Below are 17842 nucleotides of genomic sequence, written 5' to 3'. Positions count from 1 at the left end.
CTCAACGCACAAGATGTCCGGCTCCCGGGTGATCAATCTCCCAGGAGCCGCACCGGCGGACCGTGCCGGCCCCGCCGCCCCGCCGGTCAGCCCAGCGCCTCGCGCAGCGCCGGCAGCAGGGTCTTCGCCGACCAGTCCAGGAACTCCGTCTGCGTCTCCCCGCCGATCTGCACCAGCGCGACCTCGGTGAAACCGGCCTCGGCGTACGGGCGCACGGCCTCGACGAACGCCTCCGGGTCGTCACCGCACGGGATCGACCCGGCCACGTCGTCGGGGGTGACGAACTGCGTGGCCGACTCGAAGGAGTCGGGGTGCGGCAGCTCGGAGTTGACCTTCCAGCCGCTGCCGAACCAGCGGAACTGGGCGTGCGCCCGCTTGACCGCCCTGTCGCGGTCGGTGTCGTAGCACACCGGCAGCTGGCCCACCCGCGGCTTGCCCGTACCGCCGTGCCGGTCGAAGGCCTCCAGCAGCCCCGGCTTGGGCTCCGTCGCGATGACCAGGTCCGCCAGCCGGCCCGCCAGCGCGCAGGACCGGTCGCCGGAGACGGCGATGCCGATGGGCGGCGGCGCGTCGGGCAGATCCCACAGCCGGGCCGACTCCACGTCGAAGTGCCGGCCGTGCCGGGTGACGTGCCCGCCCTCGAACAGCGCCCGGATGATGCCGACGGCCTCCTCCAGCATCTCGTGCCGCACGTCCACCGAGGGCCAGCCGCCACCCACCACGTGCTCGTTCAGGTTCTCGCCCGAACCCAGGCCCAGCCGGAACCGGCCCTCGGACAGCAGTTGCATGGTCGCCGCCTTCTGGGCCACCACCGCCGGGTGGTAGCGGAAGGTCGGGCAGGTCACGTACGTCATGAGCGGGATGCGGGACGTCGCCTGCGCCGCGGCGCCCAGCACGCTCCACGCGTACGGGGAGTGGCCCTGCGAGCGCAGCCACGGGAAGTAGTGGTCGGAGGTCACCGAGAAGTCGAAGCCGGCCTCCTCGGCCCGCACCACGTGCTCGACCAGGTCCCGGGGGCCGGCCTGCTCCGTCATCATCGTGTATCCGATTTGCACCATAAAAGCCGAGTCCCCGGCTCCCAGCGGTGAAAACAGGGCCGCGCGACCCGGCGGGAATCCTCCCCGGCCGGCCCGTCACCGGGAAGGATGACCGCATGAGTGCGCGCCCTCTTCCCACGAGCACGCCCGCCGCCCGAGGCGTCGACCCCGCCCGCATCCTGGCCTTCCTCGACGCCCTCGACTCGGCCGACGACATCGAGCCGCACAGCCTGATGATCCTCCGCCACGGACAGGTCGTGACCGCCGGCTGGTGGAACCCCTACACCCCCGACCGCCTCCAGCTCCTGTACTCGCTGAGCAAGAGCTTCACCGGGACGGCCGCCGCGCTGGCCGCCGCCGGGAAACTGATCGACCTGGACGCCCCGGTGATCTCCTACTTCCCCGAGTTCGCCGCCGACATCACCGACCCGCGCAGCCGCGCGATGCTGGTCCGGCACGTCGCCACGATGTCCAGCGGCCACCTCGGCGAGACCCTCGACGCCGCCCGCGCCCTCGACCCGGAAGAACTGGTGCGGGGCTTCCTGCTGCTGCCGCCGGAGCGGGACCCCGGCACCGTCTTCGCCTACAACCAGCCCACCACCTACACCCTCGCCGCCATCGTCCAGCGGGTCACCGGCCGGCCGCTGACCGCGTACCTGCGCCCGCGGCTGCTGGACCCGCTCGGCATCGGGCAGGCCGCCTGGCTGAGCGACCGCACCGGCCGCGAACTCGGCTTCAGCGGACTGCACACCACCACCGACGCCGTCGCCCGGCTGGGCGAGCTGTACCTGCGCCGCGGCGTCGCCCGGGGCGAGCGGTTGCTGCCGGAGGACTGGGTCACCGAGGCCACCCGCCCCCACGTGGCCACCGCGGGCGGCATGGGCGGCCCCGGGCGCGAGGACTGGGACCTGGGCTACGGCTGCCAGTTCTGGATGTCCCGGCACGGCTACCGCGGCGACGGGGCGTACGGCCAGTTCTGCCTGGTCCTGCCCGAGCAGGACGCCGTGATCGTGACGACCGCCGAGACCGAGCGGATGCAGGAGATGCTGAACCTGGTCTGGGCCCATCTGCTGCCCGCCTTCGGCCCCGCGCCGCTGACCGGCCGCGAAGCGGCGGAGCGGGCCCTGCGGGAGCGGCTGGCGGGGCTCGCGCTGCCCCCCGCCCCCGGCCGGGGCGCGCCCCCCGCCCCCGGCCGGGGCGCGCCCCCCGGCCGGGCGGACGACTGGGCCGCCGCCGCGTTCGTCCCGGCCGGCGGCCGCTGCGCGGACCAGCCCGGACTGTCGGCGGTCACCGTGCGCGGCGAGCCGGGCGGCTGGACGGTGACGCTCACCGACGACGGGCACGACCTCCCGCTGCGCCTGGGCGGGGACGGCTGGACCGTCACCGAGGACCCCGTCCCGGTGGCGGTGAGCGGGGGCTGGACGGACGCCACGACCCTGGGCCTGGACCTGCTGTTCCTGGAGACCCCGCACCACCTGCTGCTCACCTGCTCGCTCCCGGACCGCGCCTTCACCGCCCGGTGGAGCACCCAGCCCCTGCACGGCGGCCCGCTGCGCGCCCGGCGCGCGCCGCGCCCGCCGTCACCCTGACGGGGTGCGGAAGGTGCGCAGGACGGTGTCCAGCGCTCGCCGGCCGGCGGGGGCGCCGAAAGTGTCCGCCGGGGCCGTCCAGCGCAGCGAGTAGCCCCGGCCGCCGCCGATCAGGAAGCCGCGTCCGAAGGTGCGCACCGGCGTGCCCCCGGACGTGGTCACCCACTCCATGTCGGCGGCCTCGCGGCCCCGGTACGTCGTGGCTTGGATCGCGCCGAGCCGCCGGTAGCCGTCGGCGCCCTTCAGCCCCGGCTCCACGTCGTCGCGCCAGACGGCGACCGGGTCCGGGCCGATCCGCTCGCTGTAGGTCACCGTGAGGGTCCGCTCGTCACCGTCCGCGCCGAGCACCACGCGGTACGCCAGGCCGGGGACCCGGGTGGTGCGCAGCGCACGCCAGTCCTCGGGCAGCGCCACGGAGAAACCCTCGGGGGCGGCGTAGGTGCGAAAGCCGCGCGGCAGACCGGTGGGGCCGGCCGCGGACGGGCGCGCCGGGGCGGGGTCCGGCGAGGTGACCGGGCCCGTCCGGCCGGACCCGGGGCCGGCCGCGGACGGGGCGGCCGGGGAGGGGCCGGTCTGCGGGGAGCCGGTGGCCGGACCACCGGACGAGGGCGGCCGGGACGGGGCGCCGGCCGCGGCGGGGCCGCCGTCCGGCAGGCCCCTCGCCGCGGCGAACACCGCCACCGTGACCAGGGCCAGCGCGAGCGCCGTTCCGGCCGCCACGGTCCGTCCGCTCCAGCCGGGCCCGGTGTGGCGGACGGCGGCGCAGGCACGGCGCACCCGGGGCGGCGGCGGGCCCGGCCGTACCGCCGCGACGTCCTCGTGCAGCACCCGCTGCAGTGCCGCGCGGGCCACCTGCCGGGTCAGCCGCTCCCGGGAGTCCTCGCGCAGCAGCCCGCGCACGACCTGGGCGAGCGGCCCGGCGCGGCCCGGGGCGCGCGGCGGCAGCCGGTCCACGCTCCGCAGGGTGGCCTCCGGGCGGTCCCGCTCGCGGTACGGCGGGCGGCCCTCGACCAGGGCGTACAGGACGGCGCCCAGCGCCCACAGGTCGGCGGCCGGGCTGACGCGCTCGTCACGGGCCTGCTCGGGGGAGGCGTACGAGGGTGCCGTCAGCCGGGGGGCCGGGGTCGCCCCCGCCAGGCCGAACCCGGTGACGAGGACCGGCCCCCGCTGGGGGACGAGCACCTGGCCGGGGCTCAGCTCGCCGTGCGTGACGCCCGCACCGTGCGCCGCGTCCAGTACGTCCAGCAGCTCCAGGCCGATCCGGGCGGCCCGCACGTAGTGGAAGGACCCGCGTTCGGCGAGGAGTTCGCCGAGCGGTGTGCCGCCGGTCCACTCGGTGACGGTCCACAGCACGTCCCCCTCCACCAAGGCGTCCAGCACGGGTGCCACCCGCCCGGGGCACAGCCGCTCCACCGTCTCGGAGACGCGCATCACCCGGCCGGCGGCCCGGCGCGCCGCGCCGTCGTCCGCCGCCTCCGGCAGCCGGACCCCGGTCACCAGACAGGGCCGCCCCGCCTCGGTGTCCTCCCCGTACCAGCAGACGCGGTTGGTCTCGCGGTGGACGACGTCGAGGAGCCGGTACCGCCCCGCCACCGGCTCCCGCGCGCCGACGCTCACCTCGCCCATGGTCATCCCTCGCACAACGCCCGGCCGTCACCCTTCGCCAGTGGTACGGGGGCGGCGCCGGCGGGCGTTCAACGCGCGGACGGGTAATCCGGGCGCCGCACCGATTCTTGACGTCCGGTCAGTTCCCGGGGCGCACGGCGGCGGGTCACCCCAGCCCGGAACGCTCCGCCCAGTCCCGCAGGTCACCGGTGGGCGCGTTGCCCCCGCACACCACCAGACCGACCCGCGCCCCGGCCCCCGCCCGCGCCAGCACCCGCCGGGCCGCGGGCAGCAGACAGCCGGCGGCCGGCTCCGTCCACAGCTTGGCGTGCTCGGCCAGCTCCAGGCAGCCCCGCACCGCCTCCCGGTCCGGGACCACCAGCACCTCGTCGACCAGCGCGGACACATGCTCGTACGTCAGCGCGGAGACCGAGGGCGCGCTGAGCGTGGACACGACCGACGACAGCTCCACCGGCACCGGGCCCCCGGCCCTCAGCGCCGCGGACATCGCCTCGGCGCCCTCGGTCTCCACCCCCCAGATCCGCACCCCCGGCCGGCGGGCGCGCAGCGCGGCCGCCACCCCGGCGATCAGCCCGCCCCCGCCGATGCTGACCAGGACGTCGGTCAGCTCGTCCGCGTCCTCGGCCAGCTCCAGTCCCACGGTGCCCTGCCCGGCGATCACCACCGGGTCGTCGAACGGGTGCACAAGGGTCAGTCCCTCGTCCCGCAACACCTCCACCAGCCGGAACGCCTCGGCCATCCCGTCCGTCAGCCGCACCACCGCACCGGCGTCGCGGGCGAGCGCCACCGAACGCTCGGGCGCCGAGCGCGGCATCACCACCGTCGCCTTCACCTCGAGGGCGGCGGCCATGACCGCCAGCGCGATCCCGTGATTGCCGCCGCTGACCGCCACCACACCGGCGGCCCGCTCCGCCCCGGTGAGCGACAGCAGCTTCGCCGTCGCCCCGCGCGACTTGAACGAGCCGGTGCGCTGGAGGAGTTCCAGCTTCGTGGTGACCGGCACCCCCAGCAGGGCGGACAGCCCGGGGCTCGGCACGGTGGGAGTGCGGACGACATGGCCGGCGATCCGCGCGGCGGCGGCTTCGATGTCCGTGATGCCGATCAAGGAGCTCACTCATCCTTCCGGCGCGGCGGTCCGGTGAGCCGCGCCGGTCCGACCCTCGCCCGGCGGGCACCGGCGGTCAACACGGTTTCGCCGTGAGCGGCAGGCCGAGTGCCGCCGCGCGCGTGGCGGACACCGTGCCGCCGGGACGGTCCGGCGGCGCCCCTAGCCGCCCAGCACCCTCGCCCAGTCCTCGGGCACCCGGCCCGCGGGGCCCGGTGCGGGCTGGTCCTCCGGGTGGCTGGACGGCGGGGCGAGCGCGGGGCCGGAGTCGTGCAGGGAGTCGGCGGCGTAGTCCCAGAACCAGTCCTCGCCCGGCTCGTAGCTCTGCACCAGCGGGTGCCCGGTCGCCCGGTAGTGGGCCGTGGCGTGCTTGCCGGGGGAGGAGTCGCAGCAGCCGACGTGCCCGCAGCGCGCGCAGCGCCGCAGATGGAACCACCAGCCGCCGGCGGCCTCGCACTCCACGCATCCGGTGCCGCTCGGCGGCACGTCCGGGTCGATCCCGTTCCGCTCGGTCATGCGGGCTCCTCCAGGGGTCGGGGGGTCGTCTCGTCCTCCGTGGCGGTGAGCGGGAGCAGCACCTGGAAACGGGTGTCGCCCGGTGCCGAGTCCACCTGGAGGGTGCCGTGGTGCTTGTTCACCACGATCCGCCAGGAGATGTCCAGGCCCAGTCCGGTGCCCTCGCCCACCGGCTTGGTGGTGAAGAACGGGTCGAAGATCCGGTCCCGGATCTCCGGCGCCACCCCGGGACCGGTGTCCCGGAACTCCACCAGCAGCCGGTCGTGGTCGCGGGCGGTGCGCACCGTCAGCGTCCCCTCGCCGCCCGCGCTGCCGATGGCGGACACCGCGTTGTCGATCAGGTTCGTCCACACCTGGTTCAGCTCCGCCGGGTACGCCGGGACGGGCGGCAGCGTGCGGTCGTACTCCTTGACGACCTCGATCCGCTCGCCGATCTTCCCGGACAGCATCAGCAGTGTGCTGTCGAGGAGTTCGTGGACGTCCACGATCCGGTACGGGGCCCGGTCGAGCTGGGAGTACTGCTTCGCCGCGTCGACCAGGTGCGAGATGCGGGTGGTCGCGTCCGCGATCTCGTCCATCAGCAGCTCGGTCTCCACCGTGTAGTTGAGCCAGCCGATCGCGCCCGGCAGGACCGGGTCGTCGACGGCCGCCGCGACCTGGTCGAGCCAGTCGAGGTCGAGGCCGGCCTGCACGAAGGTGGGCGCCAGCCGCCAGCCGTCCGGGATGCCGTGGTCGTCCAGCCAGTCGGTGACCGCGTCCTCCCGGTCGGCGGCCTCCAGCGGGCTCAGCGCGGGCGCCTTGCCCACCCGCTCGGCGGTGCGCTCCTGTATCTCGATCAGATGCGCCAGCACCTCACGCGGATAGGGGCCCGCCGAGATCACGCTCAGCTTGTGCCGCATCTTCGCCACCCGCTCGCGCAGCGCCTCGGTGGCCCGCACGGCCGCCGCCGCGGGGTTGTTCAGCTCGTGGGTGAGCCCGGCGGACAGCGAACCGAGCGCCAGCAGCCGCTCCCGCTGCCCGATCATCCGCTGGGTGTTCTTCGACCCGAAGAACAGCCCCTCCAGCAGGTGGGCCGCCATCGGGAACCACTCCCGCATGACGCTCGCGAACGTGTCGGCGGGCAGCACGAAGAACCGGCTGGGCACGGTGACCCGCATCGAGTTGTTGTAGACCTGCCGCACCCGGTCGCCGAGGTACGCCTGCATGGCGCCGGCGTACACGCCGCGCTGCGAGGTCCGGGTGACCTCGATGTCGTCGCCGCCGACCCGCCGGGACAGCACGACGGTGCCCTCGATCATGACGTAGAAGCAGGTGGCGGGTTCCCCCTCGGTGTAGACGGGACCCGGCTCGAACAGCTCCACCCGGCCCTCGGCGCACAGCCGCCCCAGCTGCTCCGGGCTGAGCTTCTCGAACAGGAACAGCGAGCTGATCTCCCGCGGGTCGCACGGCATCGGCCGGCCGCTCACGACTGCTCCAGGTAGCGGTGGACGAGCATCACGGCCATGGCTCCCTCTCCGACGGCGGACGCGACCCGCTTGGCGGACTCCGCGCGCGCGTCGCCCGCGACGAACACCCCCGGCACACTGGTCTCCAGGTGGTACGGCGGCCGGTCCAGCTCCCAGCCCGCGGGCGGGCGCCCGTCCGGGGTGAGGTCGGGTCCGGCCAGGATGAACCCGCGCTCGTCGCGCAGCACCGTGCCGTCCAGCCAGTCGGTGCGCGGGGCGGCGCCGATGAAGACGAACAGCCACTGCGCGTCGACCGGTTCGGTCCTGCCGGTGGCGAGGTCCCGCAGGGTCAGCCGCTCCAGGTGGCCGGTGCCGTGCGCGGCGTCCACCGCCGTGCCGCAGCGCACCGAGATGTTCGGTGCCTGCTCGATCTGCTGGATCAGGTAGTGCGACATGGAGGCGGCCAGCGACTCGCCGCGCACCAGCAGCGTCACCGACTTGGCGCCCCGCGCCAGGTACATCGCCGCCTGTCCGGCGGAGTTGGCGCCGCCCACGATGTACACGTCCTGCCCCTGGCAGCCGGACGCCTCGGTGAGCGCCGAGCCGTAGAACACCCCGCAGCCGGTCAGCTCGGTCAGGCCCGGCGCGTCGAGCTGCCGGTACGACACGCCGGTCGCGAGGATCACGCTGTGCGCGGCGACCGCCGAGCCGTCGGAGAACCGTACGACCCGCGCGGCCCCGTTGACCTCCAGGCCCGTGACCTCGCGCGCGGTGAGGATCTCGGCGCCGAACTTCGCCGCCTGCCGCCGGGCCCGGTCGGTGAGCTGCGCGCCCGACACACCGTCGGGGAAGCCCAGGTAGTTCTCGATCCGCGAGCTCTGCCCGGCCTGGCCGCCGGTCGCCGACCGCTCCACCAGCACCGTCCGCAGTCCCTCGGAGGCCCCGTACACCGCCGCGCCGAGCCCGGCGGGGCCCCCGCCGATCACCACCAGGTCGTAGAACTCGGCGGTCGGCGTGGTCGCGAGGCCCACCCGCGCGGCCAGCTCCGGCGCCTCCGGCTCCACCAGCGGCACACCGTCCGGGGTGATCACGAGCGGCAGCCGCGAGCCGTCCTGCCCGGCCGCGGCGAGCAGCCGCCGCGCCTCGGGCTCGTCGGCCGAGTACCAGCGGTAGGGCACCTGGTTGCGCGCCAGGAACTCCCGCACGTCGGAGGAGCGCGCCGACCAGCGGTGCCCGACCACCTTGGTGCTCGGCACCGGCCGGTGGTCGCTGGCCCGCCAGGACTGGAGGAGGTCGTCCAGCACCGGGTAGAGCTTCTCCTCCGGCGGGTCCCACGGCTTGAGCAGGTAGTGGTCCAGGTCGACCACGTTGATCGCGTCGATCGCCGCGTTGGTGTCCGCGTACGCCGTCAGCAGGACCCGCCGCGCCCCCGGGTACACGTCGAGGGCCTGCTCCAGGAACTCGATGCCGTTCATCTGCGGCATCCGGTAGTCGGCCAGGATGACCGCCACCAGGTCGCCGCGGAGCTTCAGCTCCCGCAGCGCCTCCAGCGCGGACTCCCCGGACTCCGCCCGCACGATCCGGTACGACGCCCCGTAGCGCCGTCGCAGATCGCGGGCGACCGCGCGCGAGACCCCCGGGTCGTCGTCCACGGTCAGAATGACGGTCCGCGCTGTGTCGGCGGCCTGTGCCATGCGTCTCCCACCCCGAGCGGTCGGACCTTCGGCCGCGGTGTGCCCGTCGTCACCGCGGCCGGCTCCCGTCATCGTATGTTCGATCGGCTGGGTTCGCTCAGGTATGCGAAAGGCCCGCTCAGGCGGCGTGCGAGCGCAGCACGCAGAACTCGTTGCCCTCCGGGTCCGCCAGCACCACCCAGGTCTGCTCGCCCTGCCCGACGTCCGCGTGCCGGGCCCCGAGCGCCAGCAGCCGGTCGACCTCCGCGCGCTGGTCGTCGGGGCGGAAGTCGAGGTGCAGGCGGTTCTTGGCCGGCTTGCCCTCGGGGACGCGGACGAACAGCAGGCCCGGCAGCCGGTCCGGCGCCGGGCGGATCTCGAACTCCTCGGCGTCGTCGTTCACCACCGTCCAGCCGAGGGCCCGCGCCCACCAGCGGCCCAGGGCGACGGGGTCGGCCGCGTCCACGACGAGTTGCTCCCAGACAAGGCTCATGACGGCAGGGTAGGGGAAGATCATCGGTGATCGCCGACACGAGCACGAGGAGGCAGTGGGATGGCACATCCGATCACGGCAGCAGTGGACGGATCGGAGGAGAGCCACGCGGCGCTGGCCTGGGCGGCCCGCGAGGCCGTCCGGCGCGGCCGGGCACTGCGCGTGGTGCACGCCTGGCGGTTCACGCCGCACGAGGCGGTGGAGGGGGGCAGGGACACCCAGGCCGGCTGGGTGCGGGGGGCGCTGGACGGCGCCGTCCGGGAGATCGCCGGGCGCCACCCCGGCCTGGAGGTGACCGGCGAGGTGGTGGAGGGTGACGCCGTCGAGGCCCTGGTCGCGGCCGCGGACCCCTCCGGGCTGCTGGTCCTCGGCTCCCGCGGGCACGGCCGGGTCGTCGGCTTCCTGCTCGGCTCGGTGGGCCGGCAGGTGATCGCCGAGGCGGCCGGCCCGGTGGTGCTGGTGCGCTCGGGCGACCGGGCACCGGCGGAGGCGGAGGGCCGCGAGGTCGTCGTCGGACAGGAGGGCGGGCCCGAGGACAGCGCCGCCGTGCTGCGGTTCGCCTTCGAGACGGCGGCGGCCCGCGGGGCGACCCTGAAGGCGGTCCGGGCCTGGACGCTGCCGCCGGTGTTCGCCTACAGCCCCGCCTCGCTCCAGCTGCTCGACGAGGCCGGCGGCCCGGTACCGTACGAGAAGAAGGCGCTGAGCGAGGCGTTGCAGCCGTGGCGGGAGCGGTTCCCGCAGGTCCCGGTGGTCGAGCACGTGGAGATGGGCAGCGCGGGCCAGGTGCTGCTCGACGTGTCCGCGCGGGCCCAGCTCGTGGTCGTCGGGCGGCGCGCCCGGCGGACCGCCGTGGGCGCCCGGATCGGTTCCGTCGCCCACGGGGTGCTGCACCACGCGCCGTGCCCGGTCGCGGTGGTGCCGCCCGCCTGATCACTCGGGTGCCGGCGGCTCCAGCGTCTCGCGGGCGCGCGGGAGGATGTTGTCGACGTAGTCCTTCACGGCCGTGTCCAGGCCGATGTCGTGCTGGGCCCGCTCCGAGAGGTACCAGCGGTGTTCGAGCAGCTGGTGGTAGATCTCGGCCGGGTCCATGCCGCCGCGCAGTTCCGGCGGCACCGCCCGCACGGTGGGCCGGAACACCTCCCGCACCCAGCGGTGCGCCAGCACCTCGGGGCGGGCGGCCAGGGGATCGCCCGGGGTGTAGTCGTCCTGGGTGGCCATCCAGGACTCCAGGTCGTTGAGCAGCCGCCGGGCCTGGTTCTCCTCGGTGTCGAGGCCGGTCAGCCTGAGCAGCTGGCGCTGGTGGTGGCCGGCGTCGACGACCTTGGGCACGAAGGTGACGGTGTCGCCGTTGGAGGAGTGGTCGATCTGCATCTCGGCGACGTCGAAGCCGAGGTCGTTGAGCCTGCGTATGCGGCGCTCGATGTAGTGGTACTTGCCGGCCGGGTAGACCGAGGTGCGGGTCAGCTCCTGCCACAGCCCCTGGTAGCGGGCGCAGATCTCGGTGCCGAAGTCGATGGGGTCGACGGAGGGGTGCAGCGCCCCGGAGGCCTCCAGGTCGAGGAGTTCGCCGCTGATGTTGACCCGGGCGAGGTCCAGGTCGTAGCCGCGCTGCCCGTCGCTGAGGCGGGGGTGCAGCTCGCCGGTCTCGGCGTCGACGAGGTAGGCGGCGTAGGCGCCCGCGTCCCGCCGGAACAGGGTGTTGGACAGCGAGCAGTCGCCCCACGCGAAGCCGGCCAGGTGCAGCCGGACGAGCAGTACCGCGAGGGCGTCCATCAGCCGGTGCATGGTCGCCGGGCGCATGGTCGTCTCGAACATCGAGCGGTACGGCATCGAGCCGCCCAGGTGCCGGGTGATCAGCACCGGCTCCAGCGGCTCGCCGTCCGTGTCCGCGCGGCCGGTGACCACGGCGAGGGCGTCCACCGCCGGGATGCCCAGCCGGTCGAGGTCGCGCAGCAGCTCGTACTCGCGCAGGGCGGGCCGCTCGGCCAGTTCCTTGACGGCGATCACCTCGTCACCCGCGCGGGCGTAGCGCACCACGTGCCGGGAGATGCCGCGCGGCAGCGGGACCAGGTACTCATCCGGCCATTCCGCCAGGGGGAGCTGCCAGGGGAGTTCGAGCAGGAGCGCGGGGTGCTCCGGGTTGGTGGCGCTGATGTGCAAAGCCATGGCCCGACCTTAACGGCGACGGGGCGGGCCGCGGCCGGCCGTCTCAGACGGCCCGCGCCGCCCCGGCCCGTTCCGCCGCGTGCAGCGCCGCGTCCCGCACCGGGCCGCGGTGGACGGGGCCGTGCCCGGGCAGCAGCACGTCCGCGTCGAGCCCGGCGAGCACGTCCAGGGAGGCCGCCGCGCGGGCCCGCTCGTGGTGGAACATGTCCGGCAGCAGCTGCGGGCCCTTCGCCCGGCTGGTGGGGTGGCCGCCGACCAGCGCGTCGCCGGAGACCAGCACGCCGGCGTCCGGCAGGTGGAAGGCGCAGTGGCCCAGGGTGTGGCCGGGGGTGTGCACCGGCACCGGGCGGCCGGGCAGGTCCAGCGGGCCCGCCGCGGGGAACGGCTCGGGCGCGGTGACGGGGAGGTGGGCGGTGCCGCCGGAGCGCAGCGCGTGCACGGCCCACGGCAGCACGCCCGGCCGCCAGCCGTTGCGCAGCACCCGGCCGACCGACACCTGGTGGAGGAAGTCCCGGCGGGCGTGCGGCACTTCGGCCTCGTGCAGGAGGACGGGCGTGCCGTGGGCGGCGCGCAGGTACTCCGCCGACCCCAGGTGGTCGTTGTGGGCGTGGGTGAGGAGCACGGCCGCGACCGCCCCGGGGGAACCGCCGACGGCCGCGAGGGAGTCCAGGACGAGTGCGCGGTCCCCGGGGTATCCGGTGTCGACCAGGGTGATGGCGTCGCCCTCGGTGAGGATCACCCAGTTGGTGTTGCTGCCGTGCACCAGATAGGCGCCGTCCGCGACCTGCCGCACGTCTGCCCGCATGTCCGTCCCCGTGGTGAGGTGTCCGCTGTCCGCCAGGGGACAGCAAAGCAGATCACTGCACGCCGCGCGGACGGAACTGGATGCTGATGCGCGGGCCCGCGGCCCGGCTGGTCTTCGGCACGCAGTGTTCCCAGGTGCGCTGGCAGGAGCCGCCCATCACGATGAGGTCGCCGTGCCCGAGCGGGCGGCGCAGGGTCTCGCCGCCGCCGGCCGGGCGCAGCAGCAGATCGCGGGGCGTGCCCACGGAGAGGATGGCCACCATGGTGTCCTCGCGGGCACCCCGGCCGATCCGGTCGCCGTGCCAGGCGACGCTGTCCCGGCCGTCGCGGTAGTAGCAGAGCCCGGCCGTGGCGAACGGCTCGCCCAGCTCGTCGCCGTAGTGCGCGCCGAGCGCGTCACGGGCCTCGGTGAGGACGGGGTGCGGCAGCGGCTCGTCCGCGCGGTAGAAGGCGAGCAGCCGGGGGACGTCGACGACGTGGTCGTACATCTTGCGCTGCTCGGCCCGCCACGGCACCTCGGCCGACAGGTGTTCGAACAGCGTGTCGGAACCGCTGAGCCAGCCCGGCAGTACGTCGATCCAGGCCCCGGAGCCGAGGTCCGTCCGGCGGATCCCGTCGAGTGGGCCGAGCCGCAGCTGGTCGGTCTGGTCGAAGAGGGAGCCCTGGAGGTGGTGCATGGCTCCAGCGTACTCCCGAATCGAAAACCTGTTCCCTTGTGGCTCCCTCGATCGGCCCCTTCCGATACATCGGTGCATCCGATACATTCGCGTATCGAACGGAGGGCTCCCACCTTGGCTACCCGACCCGGCACCCCGCGTGTCACCAGGCGCCGCGCCCGCACCCGGGCCGACCTGCTCGACGCCGCGTTCGCCGTGTTCGCCGCCAAGGGCTTCGGACGCGTCTCCATCGAGGAGGTCTGCGAGGCCGCCGGCTACAGCCGCGGCGCCTTCTACTCCAACTTCGCCAGCCTCGACGAGCTGTTCTTCGCCCTCTACCGGCAGCGCGCCGACCTGATCGCCGAACAGGTCTCCGGCGCCCTCGCCCAGGACGGCCCCGGCCTCGGCCTGCCCGCCGCCGTCGACCGGGTCACCGAGGTGCTGCTCCTCGACCCGGACTGGCTGCTCGTGAAGACCGACTTCCTGGTGCACGCCGCCCGCCGGCCGGCCGTCGCCGCGGCCCTCCTGGAACACCGGGCCCGGCTGCGCGGCGCCATAGCCGACCGGCTGGAGCGCACCCGGGGACACACCCCCCTGCCCGCCGTGCTCGGCGACAGCGCCGCCGCCGCCCACGCGGTGGTCGCCGCCTACGACGGCGTCACCACCCAGGCGCTGCTGGACAAGGACGTCGAGGGCGCGCGGGCCTGGCTCAAACAGCTGCTCACGGCGCTGCTGACGGACGGCAGCGGCACACCCCCCGGGAAGGGATGATCGCCATGGACGCCGACGTCATCGTCGTCGGAGCGGGACTGGCCGGCCTGGTCGCCGCGCACGAACTCACCAGCCGGGGCCGCCGGGTCGCCCTGGTCGACCAGGAGAACGCCGCCGGCCTCGGCGGCCAGGCCTTCTGGTCGTTCGGCGGGCTGTTCCTCGTCGACTCCCCCGAGCAGCGCCGGCTCGGCATCAAGGACTCCCTCGACCTCGCCTGGAACGACTGGCAGGGCAGCGCCGGGTTCGACCGCACCGAGGACGAGGACTCCTGGGCGGTGCGCTGGGCCCGCGCCTACGTCGAGTTCGCGGCCGGCGAGAAGCGCTCCTGGCTCGACGGGCACGGCATCACGTTCCTGCCGACGGTCGGCTGGGCGGAGCGCGGCGACCTCACCGCGCACGGCCACGGCAACTCGGTGCCCCGCTTCCACGTCGCCTGGGGGACCGGCACCGGCGTCGTCGAACCGTTCGCGCGCCACGCCCGGCAGGCCGCCCGCGACGGGCTGCTCACCTTCCACCACCGGCACCGGGTCGACGAGCTGGTCGTCGAGGGCGGCGCGGCGCGCGGTGTGCGCGGCACGGTCCTGGTCCCGGACGACGCGCCGCGCGGCGTCGCCACCAGCCGGGAGGCCGCCGGCGAGTTCGAGCTGACCGCCCAGGCCGTGATCGTCGCCTCCGGCGGCATCGGCGCCGACCACGACATCGTCCGCCGGCACTGGCCCGAGCGGCTGGGCACGCCCCCGGCCCGGATGGTGACGGGCGTGCCCGCCCACGTCGACGGGCGGATGCTCGACATCAGCGCGCAGGCGGGGGTCCGGCTGGTCAACCGCGACCGCATGTGGCACTACACGGAGGGCCTGCGGAACTGGGACCCGATCTGGCCCGGCCACGGCATCCGCATCCTGCCCGGCCCGTCCTCGATGTGGTTCGACGCGCTCGGCCGCCGCCTGCCCGGCTCCTGCCTGCCCGGCTACGACACCCTCGGCACCCTGCGCCACCTGCGCACCACCGAGGACATCGCCGAGTACGACCACTCCTGGTTCATCCTCACGCGGAAGATCATCGAGAAGGAGTTCGCGCTGTCGGGCTCCGAGCAGAACCCGGACATCACCGCCAAGGACCGCGCCGCGTTCCTGCGTGAACGCCTCCTCGGCAAGGGCGCCCCGGGCCCGGTGGACGCCTTCCTGCGCAACGGCGCCGACTTCGTCACCGCGCCCACCCTCGAAGAGCTCGTCGAGAAGATGAACGGCCTGACCGACGAGCCGCTCCTCGACGCGACCCGGGTGCGCCGCCAGATCGAGGCCCGCGACCTCCAGATCGCCCACCCCTACGCCAAGGACGCGCAGGTCCAGGGCATCCGCAACGCCCGCCGCTACATCGGTGACCGGCTCGGCCGGGTCGCCGCCCCGCACCGGCTGCTCGACCCGGCGGCCGGACCGCTGATCGCGGTGAAGCTGCACGTGCTGACCCGCAAGACGCTCGGCGGCATCCAGACCGACCTCGACTCCCGCGCCCTGGGCTCCGACGGCACACCGATCGACGGTCTGTACGCGGCCGGCGAGGTCGCCGGGTTCGGCGGCGGCGGGCTCCACGGCTACAACGCCCTGGAGGGCACCTTCCTCGGCGGCTGCCTCTTCTCGGGGCGGGCGGCGGGCCGGGCGGCGGCGCGGCAGACCGGCTGACCCGGCACCCTCGTCACCGCTCCAGCAGCCGGGCCAGCACCGCGGCGTGGCTCTGCCCGGGCGACCTGACGGCGGTCAGCAGCGTCACCGGTCCCTCGCGCACCCACGCCCGGGCGCGCTCCAACGGCTCCCGCACCGCGGGCGCGGCCAGCTCCGCCTCGTAGCGCCGCGCGAACTCCTCGTACGACCCCTCGCCCGCGTGGTACCAGCGGCGCAGCTCGGTGGACGGGGTGAGTTCCTTCGGCCACTCGTCCACCCGGGCGGCGTCCTTCGCCAGGCCCCGCGGCCAGAGCCGGTCGACCAGGACCCGCAGGCCGTCGTCGGGGTCCGGCGGCTCGTGGACCCGGCGTACCCGGACGCTCATGCACGGACCTCCCTCGGACGGCGTCTGGTGCCGCGAGCCTAACCCGCCGCGAAGCGGTGTGCCCGATTCCGATCCGGCCGAGCGGGGTACCCCGTTCGCCTGACGGCGAAGAGGGAGGTCACGAATGAGCACCTGGGACGACCTGCCGGTCGTGAACACGCTGGCCGAGCTCACGGGCTTGGTGGAGGAACGGCAGGGCGGGCTGTACGTACGCTGGTCCAAGGGGCCCGACATCGACCTGGGTGAGGTCTCCAGCACCGACGAGCTGACCGGTGTGCCGATGCCGGGCCTGTCGGCCAATCCGCTCGACGTCGAGGACTGGTGGCAGGACCGCCCGGTCCGCCTGTGGGTGGCCCGGCGGCTGTACGACTACGCCCACCTGCCGCACGAGAAGGGCCCCGGCGTCCGTCCCTGGATCCTGGAGGGCAGGGAGAACGGCCGGGGCCCCGACAACGAACCCCTCGTGGAAGACGTGCGGCCCCTGTGTCATCTCGCCGACGAGGTGATCGACGAGGCGCGCGCCGAGGTGGACCGCCAGGAGCACGAGTGGGGCCCGCTGCGCCGCGGCGCCCGCGGTTGACGGACGCCGCGGCCGGCCACGGCCGGCCGCGGCCCGGGGCGCGCTAACCGGTGTGGCGGGCCTTCCTGCGCCGTTGCAGCGCACGGCGCTCCGCCTCACCGGTGCCGCCCCACACCCCCAGCATCTGGCCGGTGTCGAGGGCGAACTCCAGGCACGGCTCCCGTACGGGGCAGCGCCGGCAGACGGCCTTGGCCTGCTCGGTCTGCATCAGTGCCGGTCCGGACGTGCCGATCGGGAAGAAGAGATCGGGGTCCTCGTCGTGGCATGCCGCCTGCTCGCGCCAGTTGCTCATGTGACCTCACCCGTCATCGAAGTCGTCTGTACGGTCGGTTACCGGTATCGGGTCACCGGCGGGGCGAGGGTGAAACGCGTCGCGCCGGAGTGCTCAGGGCATCCGCGGCCGTCGCCGTCACCGCGCGGGCGACCGCGGCGAGGGCGGGGGAGTCCAGCTTCCACTGCTGCCAGTAGAGCGGCACGTCCACCTCGCGGTCCGGGGCGAGATGGACCAGCCGGCCGGTGCGCAGCAGCGGCTCCGCCTGCACCTCCGGCACCATCCCCCAGCCCAGACCGGCCGCCACGGCCTCGACGAACCCCTCCGAGGTGGGTACGGAGTGGCGCAGCGAGCCCGCCCGGCCCCGGCCGTGGTTCAGCAGCCGCACGAACCCGTCCTGGAGATCGTCGCGCCGGTCGAAGACCACCACGGGAGCGTGCGGCAGCGTCTCGGGCAGCGGCCCGTCGAGGTGCCGCGCGGCGAAGGCCGGGTGGGCCACCGCGACGTAGCGCATGGTGCCCAGCGCCCGCACCGAACAGCCCGTGACCGGTTCCGACGACGACGTCACGGCCGCCATCACCAGCCCCTGCCGCAGCAGCACCGCCGTGTGGTCCTGGTCCTCGCGGCGCAGCTCGAAGCAGAGCCGCAGCTCCTCGGGGACCCGGGTGAGCGCGGTCAGGAACCAGGTCGCCAGCGAGTCGGAGTTCACGGCCACCGACACCCGGGTCGGCTCCCCGGCGCCGCTCAGGCCCAGCTCGGCGCGTGCGTCCCGCTCCAGCCGGACCAGCTGGCGCGCCAGCCGCACCACGATCGCGCCGGACTCGGTGGGCTGCACCGGCTTGGTGCGCAGCAGCAGGACCCGGCCGGTGCGCTGCTCCAGCGCCTTCACCCGCTGGCTGACCGCCGACGGGGTCACGTGCAGGGCGGCGGCGGCCGCGTCGAAGGTGCCCTCGTCGACCACGGCGAGCAGCGTGCGCACCTGGTCGAGGGGCAGTTCCGGCATTCCGGGTCCCATGGCATCACTCTTCACAGCGACTAAAGATACGTAAGAATCTTTAGCTGTACGC

The 17842-nt window shown here is 74.7% G+C and carries 18 protein-coding genes; 5 read left to right on the top strand and 13 right to left on the bottom strand.

The features are described 5' to 3' along the window. Positions 1-86 precede the first annotated feature (86 nt). On the bottom strand, positions 87-1058 hold the full coding sequence (locus SGLAU_RS02660; RefSeq protein WP_043497989.1) for an LLM class F420-dependent oxidoreductase: 972 nt from the start codon (positions 1056-1058) through the stop codon (positions 87-89). 95 nt (positions 1059-1153) lie between these two features. On the opposite strand from SGLAU_RS02660, the gene SGLAU_RS02655 reads away from it, so the two are divergent. After that, positions 1154-2626 carry a serine hydrolase domain-containing protein gene (locus SGLAU_RS02655; RefSeq protein WP_043497986.1) on the top strand — a complete coding sequence of 491 codons (1473 nt, stop codon included), beginning with the start codon at positions 1154-1156 and terminating at the stop codon, positions 2624-2626. Here the strand turns inward: SGLAU_RS02655 and SGLAU_RS02650 are convergent. From SGLAU_RS02650 to SGLAU_RS02625, 6 genes are all read right to left on the bottom strand, one after another. After that, positions 2618-4258 carry a protein kinase domain-containing protein gene (locus tag SGLAU_RS02650; protein ID WP_043497983.1) on the bottom strand — a complete coding sequence of 547 codons (1641 nt, stop codon included), beginning with the start codon at positions 4256-4258 and terminating at the stop codon, positions 2618-2620. The genes SGLAU_RS02655 and SGLAU_RS02650 overlap by 9 nt on opposite strands. Before the next feature lie 139 nt (positions 4259-4397). Then, positions 4398-5357 (bottom strand): threonine/serine dehydratase, encoded by a 960-nt coding sequence (locus tag SGLAU_RS02645; RefSeq protein ID WP_043497980.1) that lies wholly within the window; start codon positions 5355-5357, stop codon positions 4398-4400. A 162-nt stretch (positions 5358-5519) separates the two neighbouring features. Then, positions 5520-5873, bottom strand: a complete 354-nt coding sequence (locus tag SGLAU_RS02640) for a UBP-type zinc finger domain-containing protein (RefSeq protein ID WP_043497978.1) — start codon at positions 5871-5873, stop codon at positions 5520-5522. Continuing rightward, positions 5870-7324, bottom strand: coding sequence for an ATP-binding protein (locus SGLAU_RS02635; RefSeq protein WP_208868974.1), 1455 nt, complete (start codon positions 7322-7324; stop codon positions 5870-5872). Before SGLAU_RS02635 ends, SGLAU_RS02640 begins: the two co-directional genes overlap by 4 nt. An 11-nt stretch (positions 7325-7335) precedes the next feature. Then, positions 7336-9012, bottom strand: a complete 1677-nt coding sequence (locus tag SGLAU_RS02630; protein ID WP_043497975.1) for an FAD-dependent oxidoreductase — start codon at positions 9010-9012, stop codon at positions 7336-7338. Between the two features lie 118 nt (positions 9013-9130). Continuing rightward, positions 9131-9484: a VOC family protein gene (locus tag SGLAU_RS02625; protein WP_043506190.1), complete on the bottom strand. Its 354-nt coding sequence runs from the start codon at positions 9482-9484 to the stop codon at positions 9131-9133. Positions 9485-9544: 60 nt separating this feature from the next. On the opposite strand from SGLAU_RS02625, the gene SGLAU_RS02620 reads away from it, so the two are divergent. Beyond that, the gene (locus SGLAU_RS02620) at positions 9545-10414 is read left to right on the top strand and encodes a universal stress protein (protein ID WP_043497974.1); all 870 of its coding nucleotides are present in this window, start codon (positions 9545-9547) and stop codon (positions 10412-10414) included. Here SGLAU_RS02620 and SGLAU_RS02615 read toward each other — a convergent pair whose 3' ends face one another. From SGLAU_RS02615 to SGLAU_RS02605, 3 genes are read right to left on the bottom strand one after another with little or no spacing between them, the layout of a single operon-like run. Next, the gene (locus tag SGLAU_RS02615; protein WP_043497973.1) at positions 10415-11650 is read right to left on the bottom strand and encodes a DUF4032 domain-containing protein; all 1236 of its coding nucleotides are present in this window, start codon (positions 11648-11650) and stop codon (positions 10415-10417) included. Positions 11651-11693: 43 nt separating this feature from the next. Then, positions 11694-12455 carry an MBL fold metallo-hydrolase gene (locus SGLAU_RS02610; RefSeq protein WP_043497972.1) on the bottom strand — a complete coding sequence of 254 codons (762 nt, stop codon included), beginning with the start codon at positions 12453-12455 and terminating at the stop codon, positions 11694-11696. A 52-nt stretch (positions 12456-12507) separates the two neighbouring features. After that, positions 12508-13131, bottom strand: coding sequence for an alpha-ketoglutarate-dependent dioxygenase AlkB (locus SGLAU_RS02605; protein ID WP_043497969.1), 624 nt, complete (start codon positions 13129-13131; stop codon positions 12508-12510). Between the two features lie 114 nt (positions 13132-13245). On the opposite strand from SGLAU_RS02605, the gene SGLAU_RS02600 reads away from it, so the two are divergent. Together SGLAU_RS02600 and SGLAU_RS02595 are read left to right on the top strand one after the other, a co-directional pair. Then, positions 13246-13881, top strand: a complete 636-nt coding sequence (locus tag SGLAU_RS02600) for a TetR/AcrR family transcriptional regulator (RefSeq protein ID WP_043497967.1) — start codon at positions 13246-13248, stop codon at positions 13879-13881. Positions 13882-13886: 5 nt separating this feature from the next. Further along, complete coding sequence (locus tag SGLAU_RS02595; RefSeq protein WP_043506189.1) at positions 13887-15560, top strand: FAD-binding dehydrogenase; 1674 nt, start codon at positions 13887-13889, stop codon at positions 15558-15560. Positions 15561-15573: 13 nt separating this feature from the next. On the opposite strand, the gene SGLAU_RS02590 is transcribed toward SGLAU_RS02595, so the two are convergent. Further along, complete coding sequence (locus SGLAU_RS02590) at positions 15574-15924, bottom strand: DUF488 domain-containing protein (RefSeq protein ID WP_043497966.1); 351 nt, start codon at positions 15922-15924, stop codon at positions 15574-15576. Positions 15925-16048: 124 nt separating this feature from the next. Between SGLAU_RS02590 and SGLAU_RS02585 the strand changes: the two genes are divergently transcribed. Beyond that, complete coding sequence (locus SGLAU_RS02585) at positions 16049-16504, top strand: DUF6098 family protein (RefSeq protein ID WP_043497965.1); 456 nt, start codon at positions 16049-16051, stop codon at positions 16502-16504. A gap of 43 nt (positions 16505-16547) precedes the next feature. Here the strand turns inward: SGLAU_RS02585 and SGLAU_RS02580 are convergent, their stop codons facing one another. Next, a complete protein-coding gene (locus tag SGLAU_RS02580) occupies positions 16548-16796 on the bottom strand; it encodes a WhiB family transcriptional regulator (protein ID WP_043497963.1) in 249 nt (82 codons plus the stop codon). A 52-nt stretch (positions 16797-16848) separates the two neighbouring features. Next, entirely contained in the window at positions 16849-17790 is a 942-nt protein-coding gene (locus tag SGLAU_RS02575; protein WP_099052755.1) for a LysR family transcriptional regulator ArgP, read from the bottom strand. Between the last annotated feature and the right edge of the window lie 52 nt (positions 17791-17842).

This window comes from Streptomyces glaucescens (assembly GCF_000761215.1).
GTDB classification, from domain to species: Bacteria; Actinomycetota; Actinomycetes; order Streptomycetales; family Streptomycetaceae; genus Streptomyces; species Streptomyces glaucescens_B.
The sequence above is the reverse complement of the archived record's forward strand: the minus strand, read 5'-3'. Positions and strand labels throughout refer to the sequence as shown.

What these genes read in the sequence shown, in the direction of transcription:
- SGLAU_RS02660 (WP_043497989.1), bottom strand. Translation starts at nt 1,058, where the DNA reads ATGGTGCAAATCGGATACACGATGATGACGGAGCAGGCCGGCCCCCGG.
- SGLAU_RS02655 (WP_043497986.1), top strand. Translation starts at nt 1,154, where the DNA reads ATGAGTGCGCGCCCTCTTCCCACGAGCACGCCCGCCGCCCGAGGCGTC.
- SGLAU_RS02650 (WP_043497983.1), bottom strand. Translation starts at nt 4,258, where the DNA reads ATGACCATGGGCGAGGTGAGCGTCGGCGCGCGGGAGCCGGTGGCGGGG.
- SGLAU_RS02640 (WP_043497978.1), bottom strand. Translation starts at nt 5,873, where the DNA reads ATGACCGAGCGGAACGGGATCGACCCGGACGTGCCGCCGAGCGGCACC.
- SGLAU_RS02635 (WP_208868974.1), bottom strand. Translation starts at nt 7,324, where the DNA reads ATGCCGTGCGACCCGCGGGAGATCAGCTCGCTGTTCCTGTTCGAGAAG.
- SGLAU_RS02630 (WP_043497975.1), bottom strand. Translation starts at nt 9,012, where the DNA reads ATGGCACAGGCCGCCGACACAGCGCGGACCGTCATTCTGACCGTGGAC.
- SGLAU_RS02625 (WP_043506190.1), bottom strand. Translation starts at nt 9,484, where the DNA reads ATGAGCCTTGTCTGGGAGCAACTCGTCGTGGACGCGGCCGACCCCGTC.
- SGLAU_RS02620 (WP_043497974.1), top strand. Translation starts at nt 9,545, where the DNA reads ATGGCACATCCGATCACGGCAGCAGTGGACGGATCGGAGGAGAGCCAC.
- SGLAU_RS02615 (WP_043497973.1), bottom strand. Translation starts at nt 11,650, where the DNA reads ATGGCTTTGCACATCAGCGCCACCAACCCGGAGCACCCCGCGCTCCTG.
- SGLAU_RS02610 (WP_043497972.1), bottom strand. Translation starts at nt 12,455, where the DNA reads ATGCGGGCAGACGTGCGGCAGGTCGCGGACGGCGCCTATCTGGTGCAC.
- SGLAU_RS02605 (WP_043497969.1), bottom strand. Translation starts at nt 13,131, where the DNA reads ATGCACCACCTCCAGGGCTCCCTCTTCGACCAGACCGACCAGCTGCGG.
- SGLAU_RS02595 (WP_043506189.1), top strand. Translation starts at nt 13,887, where the DNA reads ATGGACGCCGACGTCATCGTCGTCGGAGCGGGACTGGCCGGCCTGGTC.
- SGLAU_RS02590 (WP_043497966.1), bottom strand. Translation starts at nt 15,924, where the DNA reads ATGAGCGTCCGGGTACGCCGGGTCCACGAGCCGCCGGACCCCGACGAC.
- SGLAU_RS02585 (WP_043497965.1), top strand. Translation starts at nt 16,049, where the DNA reads ATGAGCACCTGGGACGACCTGCCGGTCGTGAACACGCTGGCCGAGCTC.
- SGLAU_RS02580 (WP_043497963.1), bottom strand. Translation starts at nt 16,796, where the DNA reads ATGAGCAACTGGCGCGAGCAGGCGGCATGCCACGACGAGGACCCCGAT.
- SGLAU_RS02575 (WP_099052755.1), bottom strand. Translation starts at nt 17,790, where the DNA reads ATGGGACCCGGAATGCCGGAACTGCCCCTCGACCAGGTGCGCACGCTG.